Origin of the sequence: Lutibacter holmesii (genome assembly GCF_042679665.1) — a bacterium.
Taxonomy (GTDB): domain Bacteria; phylum Bacteroidota; class Bacteroidia; order Flavobacteriales; family Flavobacteriaceae; genus Lutibacter; species Lutibacter holmesii.
Map to the genome: position 1 here is coordinate 217,189 of NZ_JBHTMV010000003.1, position 17,542 is coordinate 234,730.

Here is a 17,542-nt window from a genome sequence, read left to right on the forward strand (position 1 = left end):
ATGTTTTCAGAAAAAAAAGATAAATCACCTCAAATTTTAGAACGAAATATAATTGGAACCAACACAACAATTGTTGGTGATATTGTTTCAGAAGGAGATTTTAGAATTGATGGTAAAGTTGAAGGTACTGTTACAACTAAAGGGCGTGTTATTATTGGAAAATCAGGAACAGCCATAGGAAAAGTAGTATGTGCCAATGCAGATATTGAAGGAAAATTTTCGGGCGAATTATTTGTTGAAAATTTATTAACCTTAAAGGCAACAGCTAATATTTCAGGTGATGTGGTTATTAGTAAATTATCTGTTGAGCCAGGAGCTGAGTTTAACGCAAGTTGCGCAATGAAAGGCTCAGTGAAAGAATTGAATAATGGACAAGCCTCAAAAGAAAAAACAGCTTCATAAATATATTGCACTTACAGGTGTTGCTTTTCAAATGGGAATTACTATTTACTTAGGAGCCTATTTTGGAAAAAAATTAGATGCTCATTTTGAAACTAACAAAACATTTACGTTAATATTAACATTGCTTTCATTGGTAATAGCTATGTGGAGTATTTTGGCTCAGTTAAAAAAAATCAATGATAAATATGATAAATCCGGCAATTAATTTTTTAATTAAATTAACAGTTTTTTTAGTATTAATTTTTGGAATTCATATTGCAATTTTACAATATTTACAAGTTCCCATATTTAGCAACCTAATTGTCCAATCATATATAGTAAATGTGATTTTGGCCATTGTAATTTATGGTTTATTATACTTTTTTAGAAAAAAGTATTTAGATCTTTTAGGGTTTATTTTTATGGGAGGTAGTTTTTTAAAGTTTGGTGTGTATTTTATTTTTTTTCAACCAACTTTTAAAGCAAATGGTACGGTAAGTAAATTAGAGGCTATTTCATTTTTAATCCCTTATTTAGCTTGTTTATTGGTAGAAATATACTACCTTATTAAACTATTAAATAAGGACTGATAAGTCTTTAATATAGAGAGTTTTATTACCTTTAAAAAAGTAAATAAAATATATTTAATTTTCTAATTTAAAAATGTACCTTTGCAAGAAATTTTTTAGGTAACACTGCTAATTACAGCTTTTATGTATAAAAATAAATTTATTAAAATACTTGTTTTATTACTATTTGTAGTAACATCAACGGTTCACTCACAAGAATCCTCTGAAGAGCATAAACCAGAAGAAAAAAGTATTAAAGTTGAAATTAAAGAATACATTAACCACCATTTATTAGACTCGTACGATTTTAGTTTGTTTTCATACACAAACGATGCAGGAGAGCACGTGTATATTGGAGCTCCATTACCTGTAATTTTATGGGATGGCGGGTTAAAAATATTTTCATCATCTAAATTTCATCACGGTGAAACTGTAGCTGAAGTTGATGGAAATTACTACAAAGTTTTTCATAATAAAATTTACAAAACAGATGCTGAAGGTACTATAACTTTAGACGATCACCATCACCCAACAAATGCAAAACCATTAGATTTTTCATTCACAAAAAATATTACTGTTATATTTTTAGTAGGACTTTTAATGTTATTTATGTTTAGCAGAATGGCTAAATCATACCAAAAAAATAATTTAATGCCTACAGGAATTGGCCGTTTATTAGAGCCACTAGTTTTATATATTCGTGATGATATTGCCATTCCAAATATTGGAGAGAAAAAGTATAAAAAATACATGAGTTATTTATTAACAGTATTTTTCTTTGTTTGGATTATCAATTTATTAGGTTTAACACCACTAGGTGTAAATGTAACTAACAATATTGCAGTAACATTGTCATTGGCGTTAATCACATATTTTTTAACAACGTTTACAGCAAATGGAAATTACTGGAAACACATATTTTGGATGCCAGGTGTGCCGTGGCCAATGAAAATAATTTTAGCACCTATTGAGTTATTAGGAACTATTATTAAGCCATTTTCATTAATGATTCGTTTGTATGCAAACATTACAGCAGGTCATATTGTATTAATGAGTATTATTGGATTAATGTTTATTTTCAAAAACTGGATTGGTAGTCCTTTATCATTTGGATTGGCATTTGCCCTTTCGTTATTAGAATTATTAGTAGCAGCGCTACAAGCTTATATTTTCACTATGTTATCTGCATTGTACTTTGGTATGGCGGTAGAAGAACATGATGATCATTAAAATTGAATGTTTAATTAATTAATATATATACATTATGGAAATTCCAACTATTGTAGGAGCAGGTTTAATCGTTATCGGTGCTGGATTAGGTATTGGTAGAATTGGTGGATCAGCAATGGACGCTATTGCACGTCAACCAGAAGCTTCAGGAAAAATTCAAACAGCTATGCTTATTGCAGCAGCTTTGATTGAAGGTATTGGATTTGCTGCTTTATTTGCAGCTTAAGAAAAAACAAACAAATAGCTACAACGATTGGTTGTAGCTATTGTTTAAATTTTTAATTACATTAATTATAACTACAACTCTTAAAAAATGGATAAGTTAATAGAACAGTTTTCTTTAGGTTTGTTTGTTTGGCAAACAGTACTATTTATATTACTAGTACTTTTATTAAAGAAATTTGCGTGGAAGCCAATTTTAAACGCGGTAAGTGAAAGAGAAGAAGGTATTAAAAGTGCATTAGACGAAGCTGAAAATGCACGTAAAGAAATGCAAAACCTTAATGCTGATAATGAGCGTATTTTAAAAGAAGCACGTGCTGAACGTGATACTCTTTTAAAAGAAGCACGTGAAATGAAAGATAGCATTATTACTGAAGCAAAAGAAGAAGCGCAAGTACAAGCAAATAAAGTAGTTGAACAAGCTCAAGCAACAATTCAAGCAGAAAAACAAGCAGCAATTTCCGATTTAAAAAATCAAGTAGCTGAATTGTCTATTAGCATTGCTGAAAAAGTAGTGAGAGCAGAATTAACTGACCAAAAGAAACAAGTTCAACTTGTTGAAGATATGTTAAAAGAAGTTACTATTAGCTAAATTATTGAAATGAGCGGATCTAGAGCAGCAGTACGTTATGCAAAAGCCATATTAAGCTTTTCACTTGAACAAACTAAAGAAGTTGAAGTGAATAATGATATGTTGTTAGTAGCAAACACAATTGAAGAAAATACAGATTTACAATTGTTGCTAAACAGCCCAATTTTAAAATCAGATATTAAAAAATCAGCTTTAAAAGAAGTTTTCTCAAACAAAATTTCTAGCTTATCTTTTGGGTTAATTGATCTTTTAATTGAAAATAAAAGATTGCCTATTTTAGAAGATGTAGCAAAAAAATATACACTTCTTTTTGACGCATTAAAAGGAATTGAAGTAGCCAAAGTAACTTCAGCAGTTCCTTTAACTGACGCTTTAAATAAACAAGTTTTACTTAAAGTGAAGGAAATTACAGGAAAAGAAGCAACCATTGAAAATATTGTAAATCCTGATATTATTGGAGGATTTATTTTACGTATTGGCGATGTTCAATACGATGCAAGTGTTGCAAACAAATTACAAGTATTAAAAAGACAATTTGAAAACGAAAGTTAATTTCAAATTTGACGAACAATAAATAGTTTTAAAAAAAATAAAAAATGGCATCAATAAAACCAGCTGAAGTATCAGCAATTTTAAAACAACAATTAGCAGGATTCGACGGTGCTGCTTCATTGGATGAGGTAGGAACAGTTTTGCAAGTAGGTGATGGTATTGCCCGTGTTTACGGTTTAGCAAATGCACAATACGGTGAACTTGTTGAGTTTGAAGATGGACTAGAAGGTCTGGTACTTAACTTAGAAGAAGACAACGTTGGTGTTGTTTTATTAGGAGCTTCCAAAAACATCAAAGAAGGAACTACTGTAAAACGTACTGAAAGAATTGCTTCATTAAAAGTTGGTGAAGGTATTATTGGACGTGTTGTAAACACGCTAGGTCTTCCTATTGATGGTAAAGGTCCTATTCAAGGGGAAACTTTTGAAATGCCTTTAGAGCGTAAAGCTCCAGGAGTTTTATTCCGTGAGCCAGTAACAGAGCCATTACAAACAGGTGTAAAAGCAGTTGATGCTATGATTCCTGTAGGTAGAGGTCAACGTGAACTTATTATTGGTGACCGTCAAACTGGTAAATCTACAGTTGCTATTGATACTATTATCAATCAAAAAGAATTTTACGATGCTGGGGAACCAGTATATTGTATATATGTTGCAATTGGTCAAAAAGCATCTACGGTTGCTGGAATTGCAAACTTATTAGAAGAAAAAGGAGCTATGGCTTATACAACTATTGTTGCTGCCAATGCATCTGATCCTGCATCTATGCAAGTATATGCTCCAATGGGAGGTGCTGCAATTGGTGAGTATTTTAGAGATACTGGTCGTCCAGCTTTAATTGTGTATGATGATTTATCTAAACAAGCAGTTGCATACCGTGAGATCTCTTTAATTTTACGTCGTCCACCAGGACGTGAGGCGTATCCTGGAGATGTATTTTACTTACACTCTCGTTTATTAGAACGTGCTGCAAAAGTGATTAATAATGATGCGATTGCTGCGCAAATGAATGATGTACCAGATTCTTTAAAAGGAATGGTAAAAGGTGGTGGTTCTTTAACGGCATTGCCAATTATTGAAACACAAGCGGGTGATGTTTCTGCATATATCCCAACAAACGTAATTTCAATTACTGACGGACAAATATTCTTAGATGGTGATTTATTCAACTCAGGAGTTCGTCCAGCAATTAACGTAGGTATTTCTGTATCTCGTGTTGGTGGTAATGCACAAATTAAATCAATGAAAAAAGTAGCAGGTACTTTAAAATTAGATCAAGCACAATTCCGTGAGTTAGAAGCTTTCGCGAAGTTTGGATCTGATTTAGATGCAGCTACCTTAAATGTAATTGAAAAAGGAAAACGTAACGTTGAGATTTTAAAACAAAATCAAAGTGATCCTTTTAAAGTTGAAGATCAAGTTGCTATTATTTATGCAGGTTCTAAAAACTTATTAAGTAGTGTTCCTGTTGAAAAAGTAAAAGAATTTGAACGCGACTATATTGATTACTTAAACGCAAAGCATAAAGATACTTTAGATACGTTAAAAGCTGGTAAATTAACTGATGAGGTTATTGATACCTTAACAAGTGCAGCTAAAGAAGTTTCAGCTAAATACGCTTAAAAATATTTTAATATCAAGTATTGAAACCTATAATTTCAATACTTGATTTTTAATACTCAATACCATAAATAAATGGCAAACTTAAAAGAAATACGTAACAGAATTACATCCATTGGTTCAACAATGCAAATTACCAGTGCCATGAAAATGGTATCGGCAGCAAAGTTGAAAAAAGCACAAGATGCAATTACACAAATGCGTCCGTATGCCAATAAGTTAACAGAACTTTTACAAAGTTTAAGTGCTACTTTAGACGGTGATGTTGGTGGAGTTTATTCTGAACAAAGAGAAGTTTCAAAAGTATTATTAGTAGCAATTACTTCAAATAGAGGTTTGTGCGGTGGTTTTAATTCATCTATAATTAAAGAAACTATTAAAAGTATTGAAGGAACTTATAAAGGTAAACAAGTTGACTTACTTACCATAGGTAAAAAAGGAAACGATATTTTATCAAAAACACAAACAATTGTTGAAAACAATAATGATGTTTATGATGATTTAACCTTTGATAATGTAGCCGTAATTGCTGATAAGTTAATGACTTTATTTGCTGAAGGAACTTATGATAAAGTTGAATTGGTTTACAATCAATTTAAAAATGCAGCAACTCAAATTGTAAAAGTTGAGCAGTTTTTACCAATTGAACCTGTTGAAGGTGAAACTAATGTAAATGCTGATTATATTTTTGAGCCATCTAAATCAGAAATTGTGTTAGAATTGATTCCAAAATCATTAAAAACACAATTGTACAAAGCAATTAGAGATTCTTTTGCTTCGGAACACGGTGCACGTATGACAGCAATGCACAAAGCAACTGATAATGCTACAGATTTACGTAACGATTTATTGTTAACGTACAACAAAGCACGTCAAGCTGCAATTACCAATGAAATTTTAGAAATTGTTGGTGGAGCTGAGGCTTTAAACAATTAAGCTAACTTCAAGACAAAATTTTTATATTAAAAAGAGCCTATCAAAACATTGATAGGCTCTTTTTTTGTAATTTGGTACGTACTTTGTTAATATATATTTATGAAAACATTAAAAACAGCACATATTGGAATTGCAGTAATTGGTTTATTATTATTTTTTAGTTGCAGTTCAACAGCAAAAATTTCGGAGAATAATCCACCTTTTAAAGTTTTAAAGGCAACGTATTCAAATTGGAAAGGTAGTAAGCCAAGTGAAAATGGTTTTTTAATAACAATAAAAACCAATAATTCAGCTGTAGTTTTAGACACCGTATTCTTTAGAAATACAATTACACCGTTAATATTTAATAAAGAACCTGAAACCTATTCAGCCACTATAGTTGTGCCAAACTCTAAACTAGATTTGCAGTTAGATATAAATTCAAAAAATGAATTTGGAAATCAAGTTCCTCATACTTCAACAAAAATTCCTTTTGATTTAAAAGAGAATGAAGCAGTTGTAAGTTACCTTTATAAAGGGAAAAATTATTTTCATAAAATTTCAAACGTTATAAAAGTAAGTTTAAATTAAATTAATTAACTGAAAATAAGTTATTTAAATATTACTTTTTCGATAATTTATTTTTGGCATAGAATTTGAAATTTACTTACTGTAACTAAAACCAAACGCGTATGAAAACCATAAAATTACTTATAGCAATTCTATTTATTACAAGCGCTACCATATCTTGTAGTGTAAATAATGACATTTATTACCCACCAACACTTGAAGATGTTGTTACAAATTATGACATATGGTATGTAGATTATAATAGAACCGAAGGTACAGGTGACATTCCTTTTTTATCAAATGCATTTACAATTTCATTTTTAAATGGAAAATTATATGCCAATAACAATATTGTTGGAATAGGATTTACGGGTGATGGTTACGGAATTCAAGTTGGACGTTATGATACTTATAACGGTTATTTAGAAATTAACCATACTATTGATGGTTATTACGATTTAGATGTGGTTGAACTGTCCTCAAATAGTATAAAAATTGTAGATACTTTTAATAATGTTGCATATTATTTAGAAGGTTATCAAAAAAGTAGCTTTGATTTTGACAAGGTATTTTATGACAATATAGAATATTTTTTACAAGAATATGAAGCTTGGGAAAAAACGGCAGTTATTGGAGGTGAGGTAAATGAGTTTGATTATGAGAATTTTTTAGCTTTTACACCTGAAAATATAACAACTTTTTATTCTTCTCAAGATGAAGTTGGCACAGATATTGCAAACCTGATTTGGGATTTTGAAGGAGACTATGAAGTGTACGATGTTACTGGGTATGATAACCTAAAAATATTAACATTAGCTTATGATTTAAATGGTACTGAAGAGTTTGAACTAAGCGTTATAAATGATGAACAAATTAGTTTGTATCACAATGCATCAGGAACAACATATGAGTTCGCAGGAAACAATTTTCTTCAGTATTTAAAATCTGATGGTAAAACAAATAAAACTGAAGATGTTAGTATTGATGGTAGAAAAAGAACAAAAGTAGTTAGAAAAACAAAAGATAGACAAAATAGAAAATAAAGTTTGGTTAGTTGATTATTAGTTGGCTTTTTGCCAACTAACAAAAACCACTCCTTGGTCGGAGTGGTTTTTTTGTATCTTTATATTTCAAAAATAAAATGAAAATGAATCATAAAACAGCATTTATAACTGGAGCAACTTCAGGAATAGGAAAAGCAACCGCCGAAATGTTTGCAAAAAATAATTTCAATCTAATTCTTTGTGGAAGACGAATTGAACGCTTAAATGAATTGAAAGAAACATTAGAAAAATTCACCAATGTTACCACCTTGCAATTTGATGTTCGTAACAAAGAGGAAGTATTTAAGGCAATTGAATCACTACCAACAAAATATCAAAAAATTGATATTTTAATTAACAATGCTGGGAATGCACATGGCCTTAGTACCATTCAAGATGGAAGTATAGATGATTGGGATGCTATGCTTGATATTAACGTAAAAGGATTGTTGTATGTGTCAAAAGCTATTATTCCTCAAATGGTTGCAAGAAACGATGGTTTTATAGTAAATATAGGCTCTATAGCAGGAAAAGAAGTATATCCTAACGGAAATGTGTATTGCGCTTCTAAACACGCTGTAAACGCCTTAAATAAAGGAATGCGTATAGACTTAAACAAACATAATATTAGGGTTTCTGCAATTCATCCAGGTGCAGTTGAAACAGAGTTTTCTGAAGTTAGGTTTAAAGGCGATACAAAAAAAGCTAAAAATGTATATGCAGGCTATAATGCTTTACAAGCCAAAGATATTGCTGAAATTATTCATTTTGTAGTAACTAGACCAGGGCATGTAAATATTGAAGATTTAGTAGTGTATCCTACAGCACAAGCAAGTGCTACTATTTTAAATAAAGAATAATTTTCAAATGATAAACAGGCGTCTTCTTGTAAAAAATTTATTAGCTCATATTGACGAAAATAGTTTTTATGATAAAAAGCAAAAAATAACGCTAAATACCAAAGAAGGAAAAGCAAAGTTTTTAAAACATATTTGCGCGCTTTCAAATTCAAACCCTGAAAACAATTCTTATATTGTAATTGGGGTTGAAGACCAGCTAAATATTATTAAAGGTGTTGATTTTTATGACGATAGTAAAATTCAAAATTTAGTTAATTCATATTTAAAAAACCCGCCAAAAATTCAATACCAAAATATTGCCTTTCCTAGTTTACCAAGGCATAAAGTTGTTGGCTTAGTAACCATTGGTCCAAATAATAAAGTAACGTCTTTAAAAAAAGGAATTTGGAAATATGAAATGGGTTGTATTTTTTATAGAAGAGGCAGTAACTCAATGTCAACTTTTGGGGAATTTGAACTAAAAAGCACCAATAAATCTATTGTTGAGTCTATAGAAAAAAGCGCAAGTAATAATATTAAATTAACCTTAGATGGCGTGTTTGATTTTATGGAGCGTCATAAAAATAAATACCACCCAACGTATAAGGTTTTTAATGAGCAGTTTGTACTGTGTTGGGCAGGAAAAAAGAAACAAGTAGGAGAAAAAATATTTTATTCACGTGTTGATATTGAATTAATTACAGAGCAAGTACGTTTGTTTTATTCAGCTTTAGATGAAGTTAAAATTGAGTTTAATACTACTTCTTTCAGAATTACAGAGTATGTGTATTTAGGTATAAAAGAAGAATTTGATTATTACCCGTTAGAGAAAACTGTTATTCATTTTAAAGATAATGGAAAGCACGATATTGTTACAGAATATTTATTTCAACCACCAAAATTTGATTTATATATTTTACATCACGTTTTTAACAATTGTAATGTAATATTAGAAAAGTTAAAAAATGAGTCGCCACTTACACAATTAGAGGAAATTGATTTAAAAGAATTACCTACTATTTATATGCTTTGTGTGTTAAATAATATTCCTAATGCGCACCAAAAATTAATAGAAGCAAAACCTTATTTAAAAAATTTACCTAATATTTCAACCTACGTAAAATACAAAGAAGCCGTTCGAGTACTAAGAAAAGTAAAATACAATTAGTAAATATAAATTGTTATTTTTACGGCTAAATTTTTTAATATGAAAAGTAGAACGTTAGTTATTGGAGATTTGCACGGAGCTTTAAAAGCACTTGAACAAGCAATGGAGAGAGCAAATGTAACTGAAAACGATACCCTTATTTTTTTAGGTGATTATGTTGATGGTTGGAGTGATGCTGCCAACTTAGTAAATTATTTAATTACACTAAAAACTACACATAATTGTGTATTTATAAAAGGAAATCATGACGAGCTATTTTTAGATTGGCTTCAGAAAGAAAAACACAATCCGCAATGGTTATTGCACGGAGGTCAAGCAACTATAGATTCCTATAAGAAACTGACTGAAGGAGAAATTGATGTTCATATTCAGTTTTTAAGCGAATTAGAAAATTATTATTTAGACACTGAAAACAGACTGTTTTTACACGCGGGTTTTACCAATGAACACGGAGTAGAAAAAGAGGCGTTTTCAAAAAGTTTTTATTGGGATAGAACATTGTGGGAAATGGTTTTAGCAATGGATAAAAACTTAACATTAGAGAGTATTTATTATCCTAAAAGATTAAAGCATTATGCCGAAATTTATATTGGTCATACTGTTTTATCTAGAATTAATGAAACTACACCACAACAACGTGCAAATGTTTGGAATATTGATACGGCAGCAGCTTTTAAAGGTCCTTTAACCATATTAGATGTAGACACCAAAGAATATTGGCAAAGTGAACCTGCTTATAAATTATATGCTAATGAAAAAGGAAGAAATTAGCAATTGTCATTCTGAACGAAAGTGAAGAATCTAACTAAAAAAGAGTAGATTTTTCATCCAGTTAGCACTACATTCAGAATGACAAAGGATATTTACAAATCAAATTTTATACCTTGTGCTAAAGGTAATTCGGTTGTGTAATTAATAGTGTTGGTTTGTCTACGCATATAAACTTTCCAAGCATCAGAACCAGATTCTCTACCGCCACCGGTTTCTTTTTCACCACCAAAAGCGCCACCAATTTCAGCACCTGAAGTTCCAATGTTTACATTGGCAATTCCACAATCTGAACCTGCGTGCGATAAAAATGCTTCGGCTTCACGTAAATTATTAGTCATAATTGCTGAAGATAAACCTTGCGCAACATTATTCTGTATTTCAATGGCATTTTCAACATTTCCAGCATATTTTAATAAATATAAAATAGGCGCAAATGTTTCGTGTTGTACAATTTCATAATGATTTTCAGCCTCCACAATGGCTGGTTTTACATAGCAACCGCTTTCATAACCTTCACCATTTAAAACGCCGCCTTCAACAATTTTGTTTCCACCTTCTTTAACTGCTTTTTCTAAAGCATTCTCATACATTTTAACAGCATCGGTATCAATTAATGGTCCAACGTGATTGGTTTCGTCTAACGGGTTTCCAATGCGTAATTGTTTATAAGCTCTAACCAAAGCGTCTTTAACTTTATGGTACATAGATTCGTGAATTATTAATCTACGTGTTGAAGTACAACGCTGCCCTGCGGTACCAACAGCACCAAAAACAGCACCAATTATAGTCATTTTTAAATCGGCATCAGGTGTTACAATTATAGCATTGTTTCCTCCTAATTCTAGTAACGATTTTCCTAAACGTTCACCAACTGTTTTCCCTACAATTTTTCCCATTCTAGTTGAACCAGTTGCTGAAATTAAAGGAATTCGTTTATCGGTTGTCATAAATTCTCCTACTTTATAATCGCCATTTATAATGCACGAAATTCCTTCAGGTAAGTCATTTTTCTTTAAAACTTCAGCAATAATATTTTGACAAGCAATTGAGCAAAGTGGTGCTTTTTCTGAAGCTTTCCAAATACAAACATCACCACAAATCCAAGCTAAAGCAGTATTCCAACTCCAAACTGCAACAGGAAAATTAAATGCTGAAATTATTCCAACAATTCCTAAAGGATGGTATTGTTCATACATTCTGTGTCCAGGACGCTCAGAATGCATAGTTAAACCGTGTAGTTGACGTGATAAACCAACTGCAAAATCGCAAATGTCAATCATTTCTTGAACTTCACCCAAACCTTCTTGTAGAGATTTTCCCATTTCATAAGAAACTAATTCGCCTAAAGGTTGTTTTAATTCGCGTAATTTATTTCCAAATTGACGCACTATTTCACCTCTTTGAGGTGCTGGCATTACCCGCCAAGTTTTAAAAGCTGCTTGAGCAGTTTTAACAACTTTTTCATATTCTTCTTTAGTTGTTGTAGTTACCTTACCAATTAGTTTACCATCAACCGGAGAAAACGATTCAATTTCAGCACCATTTCCAAAGAAATTAGCACCTGTTGAGGTTCCTAAATTTGTAGTTTTAATATGTAATAACTCAAGAGTATTTTGAATAGCCAAAGATTTCATAAAGCAAATAGTTTAGTTTAGGTTGCTAACAAAGCTACAAATAAAAAACGGTTAAAAAGTAAAGCCATTTCACATTTGAAATGGCTTTTCTTCATTCAATATTTGGTAACCAACCAAATAATAAACCAACTAAAACTTATAATTTAATCCTGTGTAAATTCCTAAATAATAGGATTGAATTCCTCCATCATTTTTAGAGAATGTATTTGTTTGTACTTTAAACATTGGTGTAACATTTATGAATAAATTTTTATAGATAGAGTAATCTACATCTAAACCAAAGTTACCGCTAAAGTTAATATCTCTTAGGTTGTTTGAACTACCTATACTTTGTGAAAATGAATTTGTTTCAACAAAAACTTCGTCTTTATTTAAAAGTAAAGTACTAATTCCTCCAATTACATTTAAACCAATTTTACCATCGGTAATGTTGTATTTTATTTCAACAGGAATTTCTATATATCCAAAAACTTGATTTAAACTTGCAGCGTTTTCAGAATTGAAATTAGATCCTGATTTTGCTAAATCAGCATTACTTTTACCTAAGGTAGGTAAATTTGAAATATTAGATAAACCAACTACTGCTACACCAGGTGTAACATAAACATTGTTTGTTGTTTGCCCTAAACTAATTAGGTTTACACCAGATTGTAAACTAAATTTTTTATTTAGTTTATAAGAGAATTTAACACCATATGAATAGGATGATTTTCCTGAAGTTTCGTTATGGTTAAATTGCGCGTCAACACTTGAGCCGTCTCCAAAAGAATTAAAGTAAATGGGCGCAAAAATAGTTGCAACTGTAAATTTACTTTCGCTAATTTCTTTTTGAATGTGAGGCGCTGTATAAGCTCCTGTAAACGGAATTTTTTTAGAATTTGAAAAGTTTAAATTGTTCAAAGGTTTTTTTTCTAAAGAAGGTTCTTTTGCTTTTGAAGCAACAGCTATTTCTTTTGTAGAAACTATAGGAAGAATTTCTTTTTGAAATGCGGGGTTCAATTTAATAACCTTGTTTTGAACTTTACTATTTGTAGTTTCAATAGTATTTGGCGTACTTGTTATTTTAGGTGAACTCTCTTCCTCAGTTATTTTTTTAGGAGACACATTTTTTTTGGGAAGGAAATTTTTGGTAAAATTAGTTTCAGGCATAAAATAAATAGTACCTACACTAAAAAACAGCACAAATAGTGCTGCAATACTTGATAATTTGGCCCAAAAGGGAAAACGTGTTTTTTTGGGTACACCATTAAGTTTATTTTCAATAGCGTTCCATGATTTATTAGGAGGAAAAACTTCATAATCTTTTAAGTTTTCCTGAAATAATCTATCAATATTTTTTGAATCTCTCACCTTTATCTATACAATTCTTATACAGACTGCTGACTTTCTTGATGCATTTCAATTTTACTTTTTAAAATGGCTCTTGCTCGGGCTAAATTTGATTTTGATGTGCCTTCTGCAATATGCAACATTTTTGAAATTTCTCTATGAGAATGCCCATCCAATACATAAAGGTTAAAAACCATTCTGTACCTATCAGGTAATTCTTGTATTAAACTTAATAAAAAGTCTAATGAAACCTCATCATCATCAATGTCAACAATCACTTCGTCAGGAATCTCTTCTGTAACAATATTTAACACGTTTTTTTTCCTGTACTTTACTAAAACAGTGTTAATCATAACGCGTTTCATCCAGCCTTCAAACGAACCATTAAACTTAAATTGCTCAATTTTATCAAAAATAGTTATAAAACCATCTTGAAAATTATCTTGCGCTTCTTGCTTATTTTTTGAATATTTTAAGCATATAGAAAACAATTTACCAGCAAAAAGGTGATAAATTTCTTCTTGTGCCTTTCGGTCGTTATTCGCACATCGTTTTATAAGTTTATTTAAACTCAAATACTAGCGTTATTAATTATTAATAAGATACCTAAAAGAGTGATAGGTTGCGTAAATTTACATTACTTTTGCATCGTTTCCCAATTTTATGAAGAGAAAAAGTATTTTTAACATTCAAGGTATCAATGAGTTTGAACAATTTGCTTTGGAAATATTTCAATTTCAAGCGCAACATAATTCTGTTTATAAAGAGTTTTTATCGCATTTAAAAACAGATATTTTTGCTATAAAAAATGTAAAAGATATCCCATTTTTACCAATTCAGTTTTTTAAAACTCACCAAATAGTTAGTTCGCAAGAACCTATTCAAAAAACCTTTTTAAGTAGCGGTACAACCGGAATGCAGCAAAGTAAACATTTGGTTACAGATGTTGCTATTTATGAAGAAAGCTTTAGAAAAGGCTTTGAATATTTTTATGGAAATATTGAAGAGTATACCATTTTGGCTTTATTACCTTCATATTTAGAACGTGATGGTTCTTCATTAATTTATATGGTTGATGATTTGATTCAACAATCTAAAAAACCTAAAAGTGGTTTTTATTTAAATAATTTAGACGAATTAGCTAAAAATTTAAAAATTTTAGATGAAAAAGGTGAAAAAATACTACTTATTGGGGTTTCCTTTGCGTTATTAGATTTGGTTGAAAGCTACAATTTTCAATTAAAAAATACGGTAGTTATGGAAACTGGCGGAATGAAAGGCCGTAGAAAAGAATTGATTAGAGAAGAATTACATGAAATTTTATGTAGTGGTTTTGGAGTTGATAAAATTCATTCTGAATATGGAATGACTGAATTATTAAGCCAAGGATACTCTAAAGGAAATGGTATTTTTGAATGTCCACCTTGGATGAAAATTTTAACAAGAGATACGGAAGATGCGCTAACAATGTTACCTGAAGGAAAATCAGGTGGAATTAATGTTGTTGATTTGGCAAATGTAAATTCGTGTTCGTTTATTGCAACGCAAGATTTAGGTAAAACCTATGCAAACAACACTTTTGAAGTATTAGGCCGTTTTGATAACTCTGATATTAGAGGTTGTAATTTGTTGCTGCTGAAGTAAGACTCAACTTTAAATAAACCTAACAGGTTTTTAAAACCTGTTAGGTTTTATAATTTATACTACTTTTAATAAAAAGTAACTTTTTTTACCACGTTGTAACAGTACAAATTTATCTGCAATTAAATCATTTGAAGAAATTATAAAACCATCTTTTACTTTTTCTTTATTTACAGAAATAGAGTTCTCTTTTAATGCTCTACGTACTTCACCATTAGATTTTAAGAAACCAGTTTCAGCAAATGCGGCAACAATATCCAATCCGTTTTCTATAACAGTACGCTCAATTTCAGCTTGTGGAACACCATCAAAAACATCTAAAAAGGTTTGTTCATCTAAACTTTTTAAATCGTTTGCTGTAGATTTTCCAAACAATATGTTTGATGCTTTTATAGCGTTATCATAAGCTTCTCTTCCGTGAGTCATTACAGTAACTTCTTCTCCAATTTTCTTTTGAAGAATACGCATATGTGGTGCTTCTTTATGTTCAGCAATTAAAGTTTCAATAGTTTCTTTATCTAAAAACGTAAAAATTTTAATGTACTTTTCAGAATCTTCATCAGATGAGTTTAACCAGTATTGGTAAAATTTGTAAGGAGAAGTTCTTTTAGCATCTAACCAAACATTTCCGCCAGCAGTTTTTCCAAATTTACTTCCGTCAGCTTTAGTAATAAGTTTACAAGTTAAGGCATATGCTTTTCCTTGTGCTTTACGTCTCACTAATTCTGTTCCTGTAGTAATATTTCCCCACTGATCAGAACCACCCATTTGTAGTTTTACATTTTTTTCTTTGTATAAATGGTAAAAGTCGTATCCTTGAAATAATTGGTAGGTAAATTCAGTAAAACTCATTCCGGTTTGAGAGTCAGATCCTAAACGTTTTTTCACTGAATCTTTCGCCATCATATAGTTCACCGTAATATGTTTTCCAACATCACGTACAAAATCAATTAATGAAATTTCTTTCATCCAATCGTAATTGTTTACCAATTCTGCAGGGTTTTCAACATCGCTATCAAACTTTAAAAAACGTTCTAATTGTCCTTTTACACCTGCTACATTTTTAGCCAAAGTTTCTTCATCTAACAAGTTACGCTCGTCTGATTTTCCTGAAGGATCTCCAACCATACCAGTAGCGCCACCAACCAAAGCAACAGAGCTATGACCAGCTTTTTGGAAATGCATTAAAATAATGATAGGAACTAAACTTCCAATATGTAAAGAGTCTGCCGTAGGGTCAAATCCAATATAACCAGCAGTTTTATTATTTAATAAATATTCTTCAGTTTCAGGCATAATGTCGTGTAACATGCCTCTCCAACGTAGTTCTTCAACAAAATTCATTTTATAAATTTTTAATTTGAGCAAAGATAAAATTTTAGTTGTAGAAATACCTTTAAACAAACATTTTTGTTACATTCGTTTTATGATTTTAGTCACCGGAGGAACAGGTTTAGTGGGCGCACATTTATTGTATCATCTTTCTTTAGAAAATGAAACCATAAAAGCAATTCATAGAAGTACTAGTAATTTAGAAGCTGTTAAAAATGTATTTAGTTATTATACTGAAGCGTATGAACAATTGTTTCAAAAAATTGAATGGATTGAAGCTGATATCACCGATGTTTTTGCCTTAGAACTTGCTTTTAAAAATGTAACTAAAGTTTACCATTGTGCCGCGTTAATTTCATTTCATGAAAAAGATTACAGAGCAATGCGTAAAATTAATATTGATGGAACTGCCAATATTGTAAATTTTTGTATTGAAAAAAATGTATCTAAATTATGTTTTGTAAGTTCTATTGCTGCTGTTGGAAAAGCACTGCCTGATACTTTAATTAATGAAGATGCCGAGTGGGATATTGAGAAAAGTAATTATGGTTATGCTATTACTAAATACGGTGCTGAAATGGAAGTTTGGCGTGCTTCACAAGAAGGTATTCCTGTGGTAATTGTTAACCCTGGAGTTATTTTAGGACCTGGCTTTTGGAACAGTGGATCTGGTCAATTGTTTAAAAATATTTTTAACGGTTTTAAGTTTTATACCGAAGGTGTTACAGGTTATGTTGCGGTAAACGATGTGGTTAAAGCAATGCTGCAGTTAATGAATAGTACTATTAAAAATGAACGTTTTATTTTAGTTGCTGAAAATAAATCATTCAAAAATGTATTTGATGTAATTGCTGAAAATTTTGATAAAAAACCTCCAACAATAAAGGTTTCAAAATTTATGAGTGCCATTGGTTGGCGTTTTGAAAAGGTAAAATATTGGTTTACAAGAAAACGGCCTCTTTTATCAAAACAATCTGCAGAATCTATGCACGCACAACGATTTTATTCTTCAGAAAAATTAGAAAAAGCACTTAATTTTAAATTTGAACCTATCGCTAAAACTATTGCATTGGTTTGTACAGCTTATAAAAATAAAAAATAGTGGATTTTTAAACTTAAAAATCCACTATTTAAA

At 30.7% G+C, this 17,542-nt stretch carries 20 protein-coding genes; 16 read left to right on the forward strand and 4 right to left on the reverse strand.

Translation table 11 applies throughout. The features are described from left to right. From ACFQ5N_RS03715 to ACFQ5N_RS03780, 14 genes are all read left to right on the forward strand, one after another. The gene (locus ACFQ5N_RS03715) at positions 1-402 is read left to right on the forward strand and encodes a bactofilin family protein (RefSeq protein ID WP_386807853.1); all 402 of its coding nucleotides are present in this window, start codon (positions 1-3) and stop codon (positions 400-402) included. After that, positions 368-607, forward strand: coding sequence for an AtpZ/AtpI family protein (locus tag ACFQ5N_RS03720; protein WP_386807855.1), 240 nt, complete (start codon positions 368-370; stop codon positions 605-607). The genes ACFQ5N_RS03715 and ACFQ5N_RS03720 overlap by 35 nt, the downstream gene beginning before the upstream one ends. After that, a complete protein-coding gene (locus ACFQ5N_RS03725) occupies positions 579-971 on the forward strand; it encodes a hypothetical protein (protein ID WP_386807856.1) in 393 nt (130 codons plus the stop codon). Before ACFQ5N_RS03720 ends, ACFQ5N_RS03725 begins: the two co-directional genes overlap by 29 nt. Positions 972-1,094: 123 nt before the next feature. Further along, complete coding sequence (gene atpB, locus ACFQ5N_RS03730; RefSeq protein WP_386807857.1) at positions 1,095-2,180, forward strand: F0F1 ATP synthase subunit A; 1,086 nt, start codon at positions 1,095-1,097, stop codon at positions 2,178-2,180. A gap of 34 nt (positions 2,181-2,214) precedes the next feature. Then, positions 2,215-2,406 (forward strand): ATP synthase F0 subunit C, encoded by a 192-nt coding sequence (atpE, locus tag ACFQ5N_RS03735; RefSeq protein ID WP_100613727.1) that lies wholly within the window; start codon positions 2,215-2,217, stop codon positions 2,404-2,406. Positions 2,407-2,493: 87 nt separating this feature from the next. Beyond that, positions 2,494-2,994, forward strand: coding sequence for a F0F1 ATP synthase subunit B (locus tag ACFQ5N_RS03740; RefSeq protein WP_386807858.1), 501 nt, complete (start codon positions 2,494-2,496; stop codon positions 2,992-2,994). Between the two features lie 9 nt (positions 2,995-3,003). Then, the gene (gene atpH, locus ACFQ5N_RS03745) at positions 3,004-3,546 is read left to right on the forward strand and encodes an ATP synthase F1 subunit delta (protein ID WP_386807859.1); all 543 of its coding nucleotides are present in this window, start codon (positions 3,004-3,006) and stop codon (positions 3,544-3,546) included. Positions 3,547-3,590: 44 nt separating this feature from the next. Further along, positions 3,591-5,168: a F0F1 ATP synthase subunit alpha gene (gene atpA / locus ACFQ5N_RS03750; protein WP_386807860.1), complete on the forward strand. Its 1,578-nt coding sequence runs from the start codon at positions 3,591-3,593 to the stop codon at positions 5,166-5,168. Positions 5,169-5,240: 72 nt separating this feature from the next. Then, positions 5,241-6,101 (forward strand): ATP synthase F1 subunit gamma, encoded by an 861-nt coding sequence (atpG, locus tag ACFQ5N_RS03755; RefSeq protein WP_386807861.1) that lies wholly within the window; start codon positions 5,241-5,243, stop codon positions 6,099-6,101. Between the two features lie 99 nt (positions 6,102-6,200). Further along, positions 6,201-6,671, forward strand: coding sequence for a hypothetical protein (locus ACFQ5N_RS03760; protein ID WP_386807863.1), 471 nt, complete (start codon positions 6,201-6,203; stop codon positions 6,669-6,671). 101 nt (positions 6,672-6,772) lie between these two features. Beyond that, positions 6,773-7,693: a hypothetical protein gene (locus tag ACFQ5N_RS03765; RefSeq protein ID WP_386807864.1), complete on the forward strand. Its 921-nt coding sequence runs from the start codon at positions 6,773-6,775 to the stop codon at positions 7,691-7,693. Between the two features lie 104 nt (positions 7,694-7,797). Beyond that, positions 7,798-8,553, forward strand: coding sequence for an SDR family NAD(P)-dependent oxidoreductase (locus tag ACFQ5N_RS03770; protein WP_386807865.1), 756 nt, complete (start codon positions 7,798-7,800; stop codon positions 8,551-8,553). 7 nt (positions 8,554-8,560) lie between these two features. Then, the gene (locus ACFQ5N_RS03775; RefSeq protein ID WP_386807867.1) at positions 8,561-9,700 is read left to right on the forward strand and encodes an ATP-binding protein; all 1,140 of its coding nucleotides are present in this window, start codon (positions 8,561-8,563) and stop codon (positions 9,698-9,700) included. A gap of 39 nt (positions 9,701-9,739) precedes the next feature. Then, positions 9,740-10,471, forward strand: a complete 732-nt coding sequence (locus tag ACFQ5N_RS03780; RefSeq protein WP_386807868.1) for a metallophosphoesterase — start codon at positions 9,740-9,742, stop codon at positions 10,469-10,471. 92 nt (positions 10,472-10,563) lie between these two features. Here the strand turns inward: ACFQ5N_RS03780 and amaB are convergent, their stop codons facing one another. The 3 genes from amaB to ACFQ5N_RS03795 all read right to left on the reverse strand — a co-directional run bounded on the left by amaB (position 10,564) and on the right by ACFQ5N_RS03795 (position 14,009). Then, complete coding sequence (gene amaB / locus ACFQ5N_RS03785) at positions 10,564-12,105, reverse strand: L-piperidine-6-carboxylate dehydrogenase (RefSeq protein ID WP_386807869.1); 1,542 nt, start codon at positions 12,103-12,105, stop codon at positions 10,564-10,566. Between the two features lie 129 nt (positions 12,106-12,234). Continuing rightward, positions 12,235-13,455 carry an outer membrane beta-barrel protein gene (locus tag ACFQ5N_RS03790; RefSeq protein WP_386807870.1) on the reverse strand — a complete coding sequence of 407 codons (1,221 nt, stop codon included), beginning with the start codon at positions 13,453-13,455 and terminating at the stop codon, positions 12,235-12,237. A 17-nt stretch (positions 13,456-13,472) separates the two neighbouring features. After that, a complete protein-coding gene (locus ACFQ5N_RS03795; RefSeq protein WP_386807871.1) occupies positions 13,473-14,009 on the reverse strand; it encodes an RNA polymerase sigma factor in 537 nt (178 codons plus the stop codon). Between the two features lie 88 nt (positions 14,010-14,097). Here ACFQ5N_RS03795 and ACFQ5N_RS03800 point away from each other — a divergent pair, with 88 nt between their 5' ends. Then, on the forward strand, positions 14,098-15,078 hold the full coding sequence (locus tag ACFQ5N_RS03800; protein ID WP_386807872.1) for a LuxE/PaaK family acyltransferase: 981 nt from the start codon (positions 14,098-14,100) through the stop codon (positions 15,076-15,078). Between the two features lie 54 nt (positions 15,079-15,132). Here the strand turns inward: ACFQ5N_RS03800 and tyrS are convergent, their stop codons facing one another. Beyond that, positions 15,133-16,419, reverse strand: coding sequence for a tyrosine--tRNA ligase (tyrS, locus tag ACFQ5N_RS03805; protein ID WP_386807873.1), 1,287 nt, complete (start codon positions 16,417-16,419; stop codon positions 15,133-15,135). Positions 16,420-16,501: 82 nt separating this feature from the next. Between tyrS and ACFQ5N_RS03810 the strand changes: the two genes are divergently transcribed. After that, the gene (locus ACFQ5N_RS03810) at positions 16,502-17,509 is read left to right on the forward strand and encodes an SDR family oxidoreductase (protein ID WP_386807874.1); all 1,008 of its coding nucleotides are present in this window, start codon (positions 16,502-16,504) and stop codon (positions 17,507-17,509) included. The last annotated feature ends 33 nt before the right edge of the window (positions 17,510-17,542 follow it).